The following is a 14635-nucleotide window of genomic DNA, read 5'->3' as shown; positions in this document are numbered from 1 at the left end:
TGGCGGCCAGGTGGCCGTACTGCGGCACCAGCGGGCGGATCAGCGGCAGCAGTTCACTGGCCGATTGGTGCTGCACCTGGATCAGGCGGGTTTCCAGGTGGTCGGCGCTGTCGCGCGGGGCGTTGGCTTCGGTTTTCGCCTCGGCGTTGGGCACCACCCGCGACTGCCCGTCCTGGGTGAGCACGCTGTAACCGTGGGTGGTCATCACCGAGAGAAACAGCTGGTAGACCTCGCGCAGCGACAGCTGGGCGCTGGAGGTGACGCTGATCTGACCCTTGACGCGCGGGTCGATGATGAAGGTTTCGCCGGTGATGGCCGCGACCTGGTCGATGAACTCGCGGATGTCGGCATCCTTGAGGTTGATGGTCCAGCGCTCGGCCTGCTGCTGGCTGCCGGCTGAGCCAGCGGGCGCCACGCCGTTGGCCGCCTGCAGTGCGAGTGAGGCGGTCAACAGGCTGGCGGTGAGCAGGGCGAGGGTCAGACGCGAAAAAGTCGAGGGCATCGGTCAGTCGCTTTCCGTGGGCTGTTCGATAGGGGGTGGGGTGTCGGTTGCGCGCGTGCCTGAGGTATTGAGCTTTTGTCGCAGGCTGGCCAGGCGTTCACGCAGCTGGCGCAAGCTATCGTCCTGTAGAGCGCTGAGTTGTGCGGCTTGCTCTTCGGGGGTGAGCGGCGTGCTGAGTACCGGGGCATTGCCCGCACGGCCGCGACTGGGAAAGTGCAAGGTTTCCCGGCGGCCGTTGCGTTCGATTTCGACGCGGTCAGCATAGACCGCGTGCAAGCGCACGCCGGTTTCCAGTTCGCCACCTATGGCAAACCGCTGAGGCCGGTCGCCATTGCGCTGGATGATCGCGCTGGAGCGTAGAGGGTCGGCATTGACGAAGCTGCCATGCAGGGTCAGGCGCAGTGTGGTGGCCGGCGGCGCGAGTGACTCGGTGAGGTTCGGGCCAAAAAGCAGTGTCAGTTTTTCCAGCGGGACTTGAGGAGCTGACGGAGGCGCCGTGTATTCGACAGGCGGTGGCGGGGCTTTTAACACGCGCAGCCATTCAGCGCTCTGCCACGCCAGGCTGATGCTCATGGCCGCCAACAGAAAAGCGCCGAGCACAGTTGGGCTGTGCCGTTGCAGCCAGTGCAGGCTCCCGGTCTTGGGCAAAGAGTACTCCATTAGCTTTCTTGTTATGGGTTGGCGTGTTGAGCATAGAAGCAGTTGCCGGACTGATAAGCCGAACTTTGTGTCGGCTCTGGGTGTATGAAAATCGACTAAAACCTTATTAAGGTCATGATCGAGGTGCGGGTGTGGATGAATAGTCAGGTGGAAGCACCATTACGACGTCTGCCGTTCAGCTTTGCCCGTCGGCACGGCGTGGTGTTGCTGAGCGAGTCGGGGCTCGCCTGTGTCGGTTATCGCCCGGCGGTGGAGCTCGGCGTGCTGGCCGAGGCGCAGCGCTTCGCCGGACGCAGCCTGGCCTTGCGGCCGTTGTCCGGCGAGGAGTTCGAGCGGGCGCTGGCGGCGGCCTATCAGCACGATTCCGCCTCCATGCAACTGGCCGAGGATATCGGCGGCAGCCTGGACCTGGCGGCCCTGGCCGAACAGGTGCCGGAAACCGAGGACCTGCTCGAGCAGGAGGACGATGCGCCGATCATCCGCCTGATCAACGCCATTCTCGGCGAGGCAATCAAGGAAAACGCCTCGGACATCCACTTGGAAACGTTCGAAAAACGCCTGGTGGTGCGCTTTCGCGTCGACGGTCTGCTGCGCGAAGTGCTTGAGCCCAAGCGCGAACTCGCCGCCCTGCTGGTGTCGCGCCTGAAGGTCATGGCGCGCCTGGACATCGCCGAAAAGCGTATCCCGCAGGATGGGCGCATCTCACTCAAGGTGGGCGGGCGTGAGGTGGATATCCGTGTCTCTACGCTGCCGTCGGCCAACGGCGAACGGGTGGTGCTACGCCTGCTCGACAAGCAAGCCGGGCGCCTCAATCTGCAGCACCTGGGCATGAGTGCCGCGGATCGCCCGCGCCTGGAAGATACCCTGCACAAACCCCACGGCATCCTGCTGGTCACCGGTCCCACCGGCTCGGGCAAGACCACCACCCTGTACGCCAGCCTGGTCACCCTCAACGACCGCACGCGTAACATTCTCACCGTTGAGGATCCCATCGAATATCACCTGGAAGGCATCGGCCAGACGCAGGTCAATGCCCGGGTGGAAATGACCTTTGCCCGTGGCCTGCGCGCCATCCTGCGTCAGGACCCGGATGTGGTGATGGTCGGCGAGATCCGCGACAAGGAAACCGCCGAGATTGCTGTACAGGCTTCGCTGACCGGACACCTGGTGCTCTCTACCTTGCACACCAACAGCGCGGTGGGGGCGATCACCCGGCTGGTGGACATGGGCATCGAGCCATTCTTGTTGTCGTCGTCGCTGCTCGGCGTGTTGGCCCAACGCTTGGTGCGCGTCCTGTGCGAACAGTGCAAGGAAGCGGTGCACGCCGATGCGGCGTCCTGCGCATTGCTGGGCGTGGCAAGTCACGCGGCGCCGTTGATCTACCGCCCCAGGGGATGCTCGGCCTGCAACCAACATGGCTATCGCGGGCGCACCGGTATCTACGAGTTGGTGGTGTTCGATGAGCAGATGCGCAGCCTGGTGCACAACGCCGCTGCCGAGCAGGAGCTGACCCGCCACGCCCGCCGTCTGGGGCCAAGCATTCGCGAGGATGGCCGGCGCAAGGTGCTGGAAGGCGTCACCACCCTCGAGGAAGTCCTGCGCGTGACGCGGGAGGAATAGGCCATGGCTGCCTACGAATACCTGGCCCTCGATACGCGGGGACGCCAGCAGAAGGGCGTGCTGGAAGCTGATAGCAGTCGGCAGGTCCGTCAACTGTTGCGCGAACGTCACCTGATGCCTTTGGAGGTGAAGGCCACTCGCACCCGTGAGCCGGCGGCCGGCGGCTGGCGCTTCGTGCGTGGCCTGTCGGCCCGCGATCTTGCCTTACTGACCCGCCACTTGGCCACCCTGGTGCAAGCCGCGCTGCCCATTGAGGAGGCGCTGGGGGCTGCGGCCGCGCAAGCCCGTGTGCCGCGCATCCAGGCCATGCTGCTGGCGGTGCGCGCCCGCGTGCTGGAAGGTCACAGCCTGGCCGCCAGCCTCAAGGAGTTTCCCGCTGCATTTCCAGAGTTGTACCGCGCCACCGTAGCGGCCGGGGAGCACGCCGGTCACCTGGGGCCGGTGCTGGAACAACTGGCCGACTACACCGAGCAGCGCCAGCAGTCGCGCCAGAAGATCCAGCTGGCACTGCTCTATCCGCTGATTTTGATGATCGCCTCGTTGCTGATCGTCGGTTTTCTGCTGGGTTACGTGGTGCCGGACGTGGTGCGCGTATTCATCGATTCAGGACAGACGCTGCCGACCTTGACCCGGGGCCTGATCGCCCTCAGCGACGGGGTGCGCAATTGGGGCTGGCTGGTTCTGTTAGTGGCGCTGGGAATGGGGTTGGGGTTGCGCCAGGCGCTGCGCGACGATCAGTTGCGCCGACGCTGGCACGGCTTGTTGTTGCGCGTACCACTGCTCGGTCGCTTGTCCAGGGCCACCGACTGCGCGCGCTTCGCCTCGACGCTGGCGATCCTCACCCGCAGCGGGGTCCCACTGGTGGAGGCGCTGAACATTGCGGCCCAGGTGATCGCCAACCGCTTGATCCGTGAGGAGGTGTTGGGTGCCGCGCAAAAGGTGCGCGAAGGCGGCAGCCTGACCCGCGCGCTGGAGGCCAGCGGCCAGTTCCCGCCGATGATGCTGCACATGATCGCCAGCGGTGAGCGCTCCGGTGAACTGGATCAGATGCTGTCACGCACCGCGCGCAACCAGGAAAACGACCTGGCCGCGCAGGTGGCCCTGCTGGTCGGCCTGTTCGAGCCGTTCATGCTGGTGTTCATGGGCACCGTGGTGCTGGTCATTGTGCTGGCCATCCTCATGCCGATTCTGTCTCTCAATCAACTGGTGGGGTAATGCTGTGAACAAGCAACGCGGTTTCACGCTGATCGAAATCATGGTGGTGGTGGTGATCCTCGGCATTCTTGCCGCCCTGGTGGTGCCGCAGATCATGAGTCGTCCGGATCAGGCCAAGGTCACCGTGGCCAAGGGCGACATCAAGGCGATTTCGGCGGCCTTGGACATGTACAAGCTCGACAACCACAGCTACCCGAATACCCAGCAGGGGCTGGAAGCATTGGTGCGCAAGCCGTCCGGCAATCCGCCGGCGCGCAACTGGAACCCGGACGGCTATCTCAAGCGCATGCCGGTCGATCCGTGGGGCAATCCCTACCAGTACCTGGCGCCGGGCACCAAGGGGGCGTTCGATCTGTACTCGCTGGGCGCCGACGGCAAGGAAAGTGGCAGCGACCTGAATGCCGACATCGGCAACTGGGACATCTGATTGCCATGACCCGCGCCCGGGGCTTCACTCTGATCGAGCTATTGGTGGTGCTGGTGCTGATCGGCAGCCTGGCTGGCTTGGCGATGCTTGCGGGTGGCATCGCCAGCCCGGCGCGCGAATTGACTATCGAGGCCGAACGCCTGGCCGGATTGATCGGCGTACTGGCTGACGAGGCGGTGCTCGACAACCGCGAATACGGATTGCGTATCGAGAGTGGGGCGTACCAGGCGCTGGGTTATGACGAGCGCAGCGGGCGCTGGTCGCCTCTGAATGACAAGCCGCCGCATCGATTGCCGGAATGGGCGCGGCTGGACCTCGAACTGGAAGGCCAGGCGTTGAAGCTGGCACCGCCCACTTCCCGCGATAAGCGTTCCCCAGGCAAACCGGCCAATCGGAACTCGGTGCCGCAGGTGTTGCTTCTGTCCAACGGCGAACTCAGCCCGTTTCGTCTGGAAGTGTCCGAGCTGCGTGCCGGTGGGGCTCGCCTCCAATTGGCCAGCGATGGCTTTCGCCTGCCCAAGGTTGAAGTGCTGAGTAACTCGAGAACTGCCCGATGAAGCAGGTGCGAGGCTTTACCTTGCTGGAAGTCATGGTGGCCCTGGCCATCTTTGCTCTGGTAGCCGCCAGCGCGCTGACCGCCAGTGCCCGCAGCCTGCAGACTGCCGCACGCCTGGAGGACAAGACGCTGGCCCTGTGGATTGCCGACAACCGCCTGATCGAACTGCAATTGCAACGTCAACCCCCTGCCGAAGGGCGTCAACAGGGCAAGCTCGAGTATGCAGGACGGCGCTGGCAGTGGCAGAGCCAGGTCGAAGCGACGACTGATCCGGCGCTGCGCCGCGTTACCTTGCGGGTACTGGCCGGCGATGCGCCGGCAGACTTTGACCAGCGGGCACTGGTCAGCCTCAGCGGTTTTATCGAGACGCGGCCATGAGGGACTCACAAGGCTTTACCTTGCTGGAGCTGCTGATCGCCATCGCCATCTTTGGCCTGTTGGGGTTGGGCACCTATCAGATGCTCGGCAGCGTGGTGCGCACCGACAGTACAACCCGCGAGCAGGAGCTGCGACTGCGCGAGTTGGTGCGTGGCATGGCTGCTTTTGAGCGGGACGTGCAGCAGACGCTGGCACGTCCTGTGCGGGCGCCTTACGGCAACATGGATGCCGCGTTCGAAGGAGGAAACATCACCGGCGAGGGCGTCACGGTCGCGCTTACCCGCACGGGGTGGCGCAATCCCACCGGGGTGGTGCGTTCACGTTTGCAGCGGGTGCGCTGGCAACTCGACGGCACCACCTGGCAGCGCCATTACTGGCGGGTGCTGGATCAGGCCCAGGACAGTCAACCTCAGGTACAGCAGGTGTTGGACGATGTGCTGTCCTGGCGCTTGCGCTACCTGGATCAGGACGGCAATTGGCAGAACAGCTGGCCCAGCGGGATGGTGGCCAATGAAGAAAGCATGACGGAATTGCCCAGGGCTGTAGAACTGATACTCGAGCATCGGCATTACGGTTCGCTGCGTCGGCTGTTTCGCCTGCCCGATACAGCCATTCCCGGCGCACTGGGTCCGTCTGATGACGACGATGCTGACGTGCCCATGCCGGAGCTTTCTTTGTGAGGCGTCAGCGTGGGGTGGCGCTGATTACCGTGCTGCTCGTGGTGGCGGTAGTAACCGTGGTTTGCTCAGGTCTGATTGCGCGACAGCAACTGGCTATCCGCAGTAGCTCCAATATGCTTATTCAGCGCCAGGCCTGGCATTACGCCCAAGGGGGCGAAGCCCTGGCCAAGGCGTTGTTGCTGCGCGACCTGCGTCAGGGTGAAACAGGGCCTACCGTCGATCATCTCGGCGAGCCATGGGCCGCGCCGCTGAAAACCTTTGCCCTGGATGAGGGCGGCGAATTGCGGGTACGCATCGAAGATCTCAGCGGCCGCTTCAATCTGAACAGCCTGGTGCGCGAAGGCCGTCTGGATCGCGCTGCCTTCGAGCGCTTCCAGCGCCTGCTGCGACGACTCAATATCGGCGCACCCTATGCCGGACGGTTGCGTGATTGGCTGGATTTCGATGAGCAGGTCAGTGTGCTCAATGGTGCCGAGGACAACGATTACCTGTTGCTCAAGCCTCCTTATCGGGCCGCCAACCGGCCGCTGGCGGATGTCTCGGAATTGCGGCTGCTGTTGGGCATGCGTGAGCAGGACTATCGATTGCTGTTGCCGTATGTCAGCGCTTTGCCGCCGGAGGCACCCTTGAACGTCAACACGGCAAGTGTTCTGGTGTTGTCCAGTCTGGCCGAGGAGCTATCGCCCGACGTGGCGTTGGCACTGGCGGCGACGCGGGGGGCTCGCGGCTTTCGCACGCTTGATGAGTTTTTTGCTCAGTTGGGTCCTGCTGCGCAGCAGGTGACAGCTAGGAGTCTGGCAGTTGGGAGTCAATTTTTTCAGGTCATCAGCGAGGTCGAAATGGGAACGCGACGACAGGTGCTGGTAAGCCTGCTGCAACGTGGCAACGATGGCCGGGTGCGTGTCCTGGCCCGTGATCTTGGGCAGCCTGGATTGTCGCCGATCGCGAGCAAGGGGCGTAGCGATGACTGAAACCTGGGTCTTCCTGCCACCAGCAGCGGTCTGGGGGGTTGATCCCCAGCTGGACGTGCACTGGGTGCGCGATGGTGTATGCCGGTCGGAGCCTTTCGAGGACGTCTGTGCCGTATTGCATGGTCCATGGCGCCTGATACTGCCCGTGGAGGCGGTCACTTCTTGCAGTGTGCAGTTGCCTACTCAGAAAAAGCGCTGGTTGCGCAAGGCGCTGCCTTTCGCCGTCGAAGAGTGGCTGGCTGAGGACATTGAACACATGCATCTGGCGCTGGGGGCACCCCTGGCGGACGGGCGTCATCGGGTGTTCGCCGTACGTCGTGACTGGTTGAGCGACTGGCTGGCACTGTGCGCCGAGCCGCCAGGGCAGATTCGGGTCGATGCGGACCTATTGCCCGAGGACGCCACCTGGCTGTGCTGGCTCGACGGCCGCTGGCTGCTTGGCGGGCTGCCGCCGACACGCCTGGCACTGAGTAAAGAGGACGGCCCGGAGCTGGCGAAACAATGCCCGGAGCCGCTGCGGGCCTGTGTTCCGCAGGGGATATCGTTGCCCGCTGGTTGGGAAAGCCTGTACGAGCAGGATCCGCATGTCTGGCTAAGCCGTCAGGCTGGGGGGTGCAACCTGGCTCAGGGGGAGTTTGCCGTACAGGAGCATGCCCACGCCGGGCGGCGCTGGCTGCCCGTGTTCGGTGCGCTGGGGGTGTGCCTGCTCCTGCAATGGGGCTTCAACCTGGCCCAGGGCTGGCAGTTGCAGCGGGCGGGCGAAGACATTGCGCGCGCCAGTAGCCAGCTGTATCAGGAGCTGTTTCCCGACGACCGCAAGCTGATCAACCTGCGCCAGCAGTTCGATCAGCATCTGGCCGGGTCGGCGAACACTACGGGCGAGGGACTGCTTGGGTTGCTCGGGCAGGCCAGCGGCGCGTTGCTGGATGAAAGTGTGCAACTGCGCGTGCAGCAGCTGGACTTCAGCGCCGCGCGCGGTGATCTGGCGCTGCAGGTGCAGGCGCCAAGCTTCGAGGCGCTGGAGCGTGTGCGGGAGCGCTTGATCGATGCCGGCTTGGCCGTGCAGCTGGGCTCGGCAAGTCGCGAGGCGGAGGGTGTCAGTGCGCGTTTGGTGATCGGAGGTTGAATGGTTGTCTGGAATCCTGAACAGATACTGACCCGCTTGCAGGCCTCACCCCTGGCGCAGCGCTGGCAGCACTTGGCGAGACGCGAGCGCCTGATGCTGGGCTTGCTGGCTTTGTTTTTGCTGAGCGCCTTGATGTATCTAGGCATGTGGCGCCCCGTGGCAGGCCATAAGGTCGAGGCACAGCGGTACCTTGACCAGCAGCGCGAGCTGCATGGCTATTTGCAGGTGCGGGCGCCTGAGGTCATGGACCTCCAGCGCCGGCCAGTCGTTAGCCTCGATCCGGCGCGTCTGCAGGGGTTGGTCACGGCGTCGGCTACCGAAAAAGGGTTGGCGGTCGAGCGGGTGGATAGCGAGGGGAGTGGGGGGGTACAGGTCAGCCTGCAGCCTGCCGGCTTTGATCGTTTGCTCAGTTGGTTCGGTGACCTGCAAGCACAGGGGGTAAGGATCGAGGAGGCTGGACTGGATCGTCAGGGGGATGGACGCATCGCAGCGCGACTGACGTTGCGTGTGGCGTTCTAATGTCGCCCTTGGGTGGGCAAATGAGGTGCTTGGGTGTGCCGGCTGGGTTTATAAAAATGCCTGAAAAATCAAAAATTTAGAAAAACTTCATAAAGAGGGTTGACTTGAAAGCGCCCTCTGAGTAAATTGCGCGCCTCGCAAGGCCGATGGCTGATTAGCTCAGCTGGGAGAGCACCTGCATCACACGCAGGGGGTCGGCGGTTCGATCCCGTCATCAGCCACCATCATCTTTGCGAAGCTCCGTAAGGGGCACCGGACGAAAGTCCACCGACGCGCAGTGGTAGTTCAGTCGGTTAGAATACCGGCCTGTCACGCCGGGGGTCGCGGGTTCGAGTCCCGTCCACTGCGCCATATTTAGCCAAGTTCGATGATGTTGTATCGGGCTTGAGGGCGACAAGCTTTGGCAAGTCGTTCAGACGTTAGCAAGAGTTCCACGGACGAAAGTCCAACCGACGCGCAGTGGTAGTTCAGTCGGTTAGAATACCGGCCTGTCACGCCGGGGGTCGCGGGTTCGAGTCCCGTCCACTGCGCCATATACGGTTTCGCCACGCTCATGCGAGTTCTGCGAAACCACAAAAAAGCGGCCTTCATGGCCGCTTTTTTTTGTGCCTGAAAAAACCGACAGGTTTTTTGGCTGAAACCCTTTCCCCTTTTCACCGCCAGGCTCGAATGTAATTTTCCGAGGGTGCGCTCGTGCGGGCCGCGCAGTGTGTTTGTTGCGATTATCGGGCATCATTTCGATAATCGGCCGTATCGCGGCCTCAACCGGAGTACTCCATGACTGAAGAGCGTCAGACCACCACGTTCCTGGCTCCTCCGCCGTATGTTTCTCCGGCGAAGCGTATCGAAGAGTTCAGTGGCGATCCCAACTTCATGAGTTCGCTCGCCCGAGGGCTGGCCGTGATCACGGCGTTCCAGGAGCGCAAGCGTCACCTGACCATTGCCCAGATCAGCCATCGCACTGGCATTCCCCGTGCCGCAGTACGGCGTTGTCTGTACACCTTGATTCAGCTGGGTTATGCGAGCTCGGACGGGCGTACCTATTCACTGCTGCCGAAAGTGTTGACCCTGGGGCATGCCTACCTGTCTTCCACGCCGCTGGCCGTCTCCGCCCAGCCTTATCTGGACCGCCTGACCGAGCAATTGCACGAGGCGTGCAGCCTGGCCACCCTGGAAGGCGAGCAGGTGCTGTATATCGCTCGTTCAGCGGTACCTCAGCGGTTGATATCCATCGATTTGAGCGTGGGCAGTCGCTTACCGGCCTATTGCACCTCCATGGGGCGGATCATGCTGGCGGCCATGGATGACGCCAGCCTGCAGGATTACCTGGCCACCGCCGAGCTGCAGCCCAAGACCAGCCGCACGCTGCACACGCCCGAACAGCTCTGGGAATGTTTACTGCAGATCCGTACCCAGGGCTGGTGCATTGTCGATCAGGAGCTGGAGCAGGGCCTGCGCTCCCTGGCGGTGCCGGTGCGTGATTCCAGTGGCCATGTACTGGCGGCCATGAACGTCAGCACACACGCGGGGCGCGTGCCGCTGGCCGAGCTTGAACAACGTTACCTGCCGATCATGCTGGCCACCAGCCGGGAGTTGAGCGAGCAGCTCTTCGCGACCTTGGGTTGAGTCTTTCGGGCGGTAATCGCACCTTTTCGCATTGAGATGGTTGCTTGTTTCCTTGAGCGATACATGCTGTGCAAGCAGGGCTAGTTCTTTAGTAGCCCCTGCGGTGTATCGAGTGCCGCCTGCCTAAACTCGGTGCATCGCTATCCGGCGATACAGAGGGCCGTAACGACCTTCAAAACAACTATAAGAAACAGGTGTACCCATGCTCTTGCACGAAAAAAGCGCGATTTTCGAGCGTGCAGACCCTTATGCCGTCTCGGATTACGTCAACCAGCATCTGGGCATGCATAGCATCCGCATGCCCAGGAATCGGCACGCTACAGCCAGTCTCAGTCACCGCAAGTTTGCCAGTGTCGACTTGTGTCGCATCCGTTATGGCGGCCAGGCGCGGATTACGTCCCCGGCGCTGGAAAGTATTTTTCACCTGCAACTTCAGCTCAAGGGCAGCAGCCTATGGTGCAGCCGTGGCGTTGAACAGCGCCTGCAACCCGGCGATTTGCTGATGATCAACCCGGATGATCCGGTCGATCTGACCTACGGCCAGGATTGCGAAAAACTGATCATCAAATTGCCCACCAGCCTCTTGGCAGCCTGCTGCGAGGAGCAGCGCTGGAACTTGCCCCGGGAAGGTGTGCGTTTCACCCGCCGGCTGCACCGATTGGAAGATCTGCAGGATTTCATGCGCCTGGTGGACCTGATCTGCCTGGAGGCGGAATCTGACGACAATGGCCTGCAAACCCAGCAGCACTACACACGCATCGTGGCCAGCAAGCTGCTCAGCAAAGTGCCCAACAACATTCGTCGCGAAGCGCCGATCCCACAGGCTGTACCGTTCGAGCAGTTGATCCAGTACATCGATGAGCATCTCAAGGAAGACCCCGGCATCGACACACTGGCCGCCCTGGCGAAAGTCAGTCAGCGCTCGGTGTATGCGTTGTTCGAGCGCCACCTGAATTGCACGCCCAAGCAGTATGTGCGTGATCGCAAGCTGGACCGCGTGCATGCTTGCCTGAGCGATCCGTCCTGCCATGTGCGCAGTGTGACGGAGATCGCCCTGGATTACGGCTTCATGCATTTGAGCCGCTTTTCTGAAAGCTACAAGGCTCGCTTTGGCGAGTTGCCTTCCGAGACCTTGCGCCGGCAAAGCCGCTAAAGGACTCAAGTTCGGGTTTCCCCATCGAGTGTGGAAACCCGTCTTATCCCGCTCCCCATACCCGTCCGCCGTTGCCGTTCCTTCGGCTTTTCGGCGGTTTTTTTATGTGAATAAATCACTGCCTTTGTCGGCACAGCGGACGCTTTTTAATCAATCGATGCGTTGCAGAAAACGGATAGCGATGCTGCACAAAGCGGATATTGCGACCGACATTGCAGGAATAGCCTTGGTCTCGCCTGAACAATAACAATGGAGGCCCCGGCGATGAACCTGGGAAGCGACTACCTTGATTCGCTTGTTGAAGACAATGCTGACAAAGGCATCTTTCGCTGCAAGCGCGAAATGTTCACCGACGAGCGTCTGTTCGAATTGGAGATGAAGCACATCTTCGAGGGCAACTGGATCTACCTTGCCCACGACAGCCAGATTCCCGAGAAGAACGACTATTACACGACCCACATGGGCCGTCAGCCGATCTTCATTGCGCGCAACAAGGACGGTGAACTCAATGCCTTCATCAACGCCTGCAGCCATCGCGGCGCGATGCTCTGTCGCTTCAAACGGGGCAACAAGGCGACTTATACCTGCCCGTTCCATGGTTGGACCTTCAATAACTCCGGCAAACTGCTCAAGGTCAAAGACCCCAAGGAAGCCGGTTACCCGGACAATTTTGACTGCGACGGTTCCCATGACCTAAAGAAAGTCGCGCGCTTCGAGTCCTATCGCGGCTTCCTGTTCGGCAGCCTGCGCGAAGACGTCGCGCCGCTGGAAGACTTCCTCGGTGAGTCGAAGAAGATCATCGACATGGTGGTCGACCAGTCTCCCGATGGCATCGAAGTACTGCGCGGGTCCTCCAGCTACGTCTTCGGTGGCAACTGGAAGCTGACTGCGGAGAACGGCGCCGATGGCTACCACGTCACCGCCGTGCACTGGAACTACGCCGCCACCCAGAACCAGCGCAAATTGCGCGAGGCCGGCGAAGAGATCCGCACCATGAGTGCCGGTGGTTGGGGGAAAAAGGGCGGGGGTTTCTACTCCTTCGAGAACGGCCACCTGTTGCTCTGGACGCGCTGGGACAACCCCGAAGACCGCCCCTTGTTTTGCCGCCGCGATGAGCTGGTCGCCGAAGTCGGCGAGGCTCGCGCGGACTGGATGATCGGCAACTCACGCAATCTGTGCCTGTACCCGAACCTGTACCTGATGGACCAGTTCGGCTCGCAGCTGCGCATCGCCCGGCCGATCTCGGTGGACGAGACCGAAGTCACCATCTACTGCATTGCCCCGAAAGGCGAAAGCGCTGAAGCGCGCGCCACCCGCATCCGCCAGTACGAAGACTTCTTCAACGTCAGCGGCATGGCCACGCCCGACGATCTCGAGGAGTTCCGCGCCTGCCAGCAGGGCTACCAAGGACGCGCCATGGAATGGAACGATATGTCCCGTGGTGCCAAGCATTGGATCGACGGCCCCGATGAGGGCGCCAGGGAAATCGACTTGCATCCGTTGCTCAGCGGTGTGCGCTCCGAGGACGAAGGCCTGTTCGTCATGCAGCACCGTTACTGGCAGGAGCAGATGATCAAGGCCGTCGAGGCCGAGCAGGCGCAGCTGATCCACGTGGAGGGCGCGTAATGACCATCACCTACGACGCCGCCCGAGACTTCCTCTACCGCGAAGCGCGCTACCTCGACGACAAGGAGTGGGACAGCTGGCTGGAGCTCTACGCGCCGGATGCCAGTTTCTGGATGCCGGCCTGGGACGATCACGATCAACTGACCGAAGACCCGCAGCGGGAAATCTCGCTGATCTGGTACGGCAACCGTGGCGGCCTGGAAGACCGGGTATTCCGCATCAAGACCGAGCGCTCCAGCGCCACCATTCCCGATACCCGTACCTCACACAACATCAGCAACCTCGAGCTGCTCGAGCAGGCCGATGGTTTCTGCAAGCTGCGTTACAACTGGCACACGATGAGCTTTCGCTACAAGACCGTGGACCATTTCTACGGCACCAATTTCTACACCCTCGATGTGCGCGGCGAGAACCCGCTGATCAAGGCCAAGAAAGTGGTGCTGAAGAACGACTACATCCGCCAGATGATCGATGTGTACCACCTCTGAGGGCGCCGCCATGACTCACAAGATCGCATTGAATTTCGAAGACGGCGTCACGCGGTTCATCGACGCCAGCCTGGGCGAAACCGTGGCCGATGCCGCCTACCGTCAAGGCATTAATATCCCGTTGGATTGCCGCGACGGCGCGTGCGGTGCCTGCAAGTGCTTCGCCGAAGCCGGCCGCTATGACCTGGGGGAGGAGTACATCGAGGATGCGCTGAGCGAAGACGAAGCCGAGCAGGGCTACGTGCTGACCTGCCAGATGCGCGCCGAGAGCGATTGTGTGATTCGCGTGCCGGCTTCTTCTCAGGTGTGCAAGACCGAGCAGGTTTGCTATGAGGCGGCCATCAGCACGGTGCGCCAACTGTCCGAGAGCACCATCTCGCTGTCAATCAAGGGCGATTCGCTGGCTCAGCTGGCGTTTCTGCCGGGGCAGTACGTCAACCTCCAAGTGCCGGGCAGCGACCAGACCCGCGCCTACTCGTTCAGCTCCATGCCGCGCGATGGCGAAGTCAGCTTTCTGATTCGCAACGTGCCGGGCGGGCTGATGAGCAGCTTTCTCACCGGTCTGGCGAAATCCGGCGACAGCCTGACCCTGGTTGGCCCGTTGGGCAGTTTCTACCTGCGCGACATCAAGCGCCCGCTGCTGTTGCTGGCTGGCGGCACCGGCCTCGCACCCTTCACCGCCATGCTGGAAAAGATTGCCGAGCAGGGCAGCGAGCATCCCCTGCACCTGATTTACGGCGTGACCCACGACCATGATCTGGTGGAGTTGGACAAGCTCGAGGCCTTCGCCGCGCGCATTCCCAACTTCACCTACAGCGCCTGCGTCGCCAGCCCGGACAGCCAGTACCCGCTCAAGGGCTATGTCACCCAGCACATCGAACCCAGGCACCTCAACGATGGGGAGGTCGATGTCTACCTGTGCGGCCCGCCGCCGATGGTCGAAGCGGTCAGTCAGTTCATTCGCGAACAGGGGCTGCAACCGGCGAACTTCTACTACGAGAAATTTGCCGCCAGCGCGTGAGGGCCGATGTCAGCGGTTCGTGGGGTGGGTAACCGCGCAGCGTTTCCCACCGCAATCCTTGCCATTG

General features: G+C 62.1%; 15 protein-coding genes, 3 tRNA genes and 1 pseudogene. 17 read left to right on the top strand and 2 right to left on the bottom strand.

Annotated features, from left to right (window positions below; genetic code table 11):
- Together H9642_RS09320 and H9642_RS09315 are read right to left on the bottom strand one after the other, a co-directional pair.
- Nucleotides 1–502: pseudogene (locus H9642_RS09320) on the bottom strand (type II secretion system protein GspD); the annotation flags it as partial.
- A gap of 3 nt (nucleotides 503–505) precedes the next feature.
- The gene (locus tag H9642_RS09315) at nucleotides 506–1162 is read right to left on the bottom strand and encodes a type II secretion system protein N (RefSeq protein WP_251836151.1); all 657 of its coding nucleotides are present in this window, start codon (nucleotides 1160–1162) and stop codon (nucleotides 506–508) included.
- Between the two features lie 135 nt (nucleotides 1163–1297).
- On the opposite strand from H9642_RS09315, the gene gspE reads away from it, so the two are divergent.
- The 17 genes from gspE to benC all read left to right on the top strand — a co-directional run bounded on the left by gspE (nucleotide 1298) and on the right by benC (nucleotide 14568).
- A complete protein-coding gene (gspE, locus tag H9642_RS09310; protein WP_433962688.1) occupies nucleotides 1298–2782 on the top strand; it encodes a type II secretion system ATPase GspE in 1485 nt (494 codons plus the stop codon).
- A gap of 3 nt (nucleotides 2783–2785) precedes the next feature.
- The gene (gene xcpS / locus H9642_RS09305; RefSeq protein WP_251836149.1) at nucleotides 2786–3997 is read left to right on the top strand and encodes a GspF family T2SS innner membrane protein variant XcpS; all 1212 of its coding nucleotides are present in this window, start codon (nucleotides 2786–2788) and stop codon (nucleotides 3995–3997) included.
- Nucleotides 3998–4001: 4 nt separating this feature from the next.
- Entirely contained in the window at nucleotides 4002–4424 is a 423-nt protein-coding gene (gene gspG / locus H9642_RS09300) for a type II secretion system major pseudopilin GspG (protein WP_273534776.1), read from the top strand.
- A 5-nt stretch (nucleotides 4425–4429) separates the two neighbouring features.
- A complete protein-coding gene (gene gspH / locus H9642_RS09295; RefSeq protein ID WP_251836148.1) occupies nucleotides 4430–4981 on the top strand; it encodes a type II secretion system minor pseudopilin GspH in 552 nt (183 codons plus the stop codon).
- Nucleotides 4978–5358, top strand: a complete 381-nt coding sequence (gene gspI / locus H9642_RS09290; protein WP_251836147.1) for a type II secretion system minor pseudopilin GspI — start codon at nucleotides 4978–4980, stop codon at nucleotides 5356–5358. Before gspH ends, gspI begins: the two co-directional genes overlap by 4 nt.
- Nucleotides 5355–6038 (top strand): type II secretion system minor pseudopilin GspJ, encoded by a 684-nt coding sequence (gspJ, locus tag H9642_RS09285; protein ID WP_251836146.1) that lies wholly within the window; start codon nucleotides 5355–5357, stop codon nucleotides 6036–6038. The genes gspI and gspJ overlap by 4 nt, the downstream gene beginning before the upstream one ends.
- Entirely contained in the window at nucleotides 6035–7009 is a 975-nt protein-coding gene (gspK, locus tag H9642_RS09280; protein ID WP_251836145.1) for a type II secretion system minor pseudopilin GspK, read from the top strand. The genes gspJ and gspK overlap by 4 nt, the downstream gene beginning before the upstream one ends.
- On the top strand, nucleotides 7002–8135 hold the full coding sequence (gspL, locus tag H9642_RS09275) for a type II secretion system protein GspL (protein ID WP_251836144.1): 1134 nt from the start codon (nucleotides 7002–7004) through the stop codon (nucleotides 8133–8135). The genes gspK and gspL overlap by 8 nt, the downstream gene beginning before the upstream one ends.
- Entirely contained in the window at nucleotides 8136–8654 is a 519-nt protein-coding gene (locus H9642_RS09270) for a type II secretion system protein M (protein ID WP_251836143.1), read from the top strand.
- A gap of 148 nt (nucleotides 8655–8802) precedes the next feature.
- Nucleotides 8803–8878: transfer RNA gene (locus tag H9642_RS09265), tRNA-Val, on the top strand.
- A 50-nt stretch (nucleotides 8879–8928) separates the two neighbouring features.
- A tRNA-Asp gene (locus tag H9642_RS09260) sits at nucleotides 8929–9005 on the top strand.
- A 105-nt stretch (nucleotides 9006–9110) separates the two neighbouring features.
- A tRNA-Asp gene (locus tag H9642_RS09255) sits at nucleotides 9111–9187 on the top strand.
- A 244-nt stretch (nucleotides 9188–9431) separates the two neighbouring features.
- Nucleotides 9432–10280, top strand: a complete 849-nt coding sequence (locus H9642_RS09250) for an IclR family transcriptional regulator (RefSeq protein ID WP_251836142.1) — start codon at nucleotides 9432–9434, stop codon at nucleotides 10278–10280.
- A 202-nt stretch (nucleotides 10281–10482) separates the two neighbouring features.
- Entirely contained in the window at nucleotides 10483–11433 is a 951-nt protein-coding gene (locus tag H9642_RS09245) for an AraC family transcriptional regulator (RefSeq protein ID WP_251836141.1), read from the top strand.
- A gap of 264 nt (nucleotides 11434–11697) precedes the next feature.
- On the top strand, nucleotides 11698–13059 hold the full coding sequence (gene benA / locus H9642_RS09240; RefSeq protein ID WP_251836140.1) for a benzoate 1,2-dioxygenase large subunit: 1362 nt from the start codon (nucleotides 11698–11700) through the stop codon (nucleotides 13057–13059).
- Nucleotides 13059–13547 carry a benzoate 1,2-dioxygenase small subunit gene (benB, locus tag H9642_RS09235; RefSeq protein WP_251836139.1) on the top strand — a complete coding sequence of 163 codons (489 nt, stop codon included), beginning with the start codon at nucleotides 13059–13061 and terminating at the stop codon, nucleotides 13545–13547. The genes benA and benB overlap by 1 nt, the downstream gene beginning before the upstream one ends.
- A gap of 10 nt (nucleotides 13548–13557) precedes the next feature.
- Entirely contained in the window at nucleotides 13558–14568 is a 1011-nt protein-coding gene (gene benC, locus H9642_RS09230; protein ID WP_251836138.1) for a benzoate 1,2-dioxygenase electron transfer component BenC, read from the top strand.
- The last annotated feature ends 67 nt before the right edge of the window (nucleotides 14569–14635 follow it).

Source organism: Serpens gallinarum (genome assembly GCF_014836765.1).
Classification (GTDB): domain Bacteria; phylum Pseudomonadota; class Gammaproteobacteria; order Pseudomonadales; family Pseudomonadaceae; genus Serpens; species Serpens gallinarum.
This window is presented reverse-complemented; position numbering and strand designations above follow the sequence as displayed.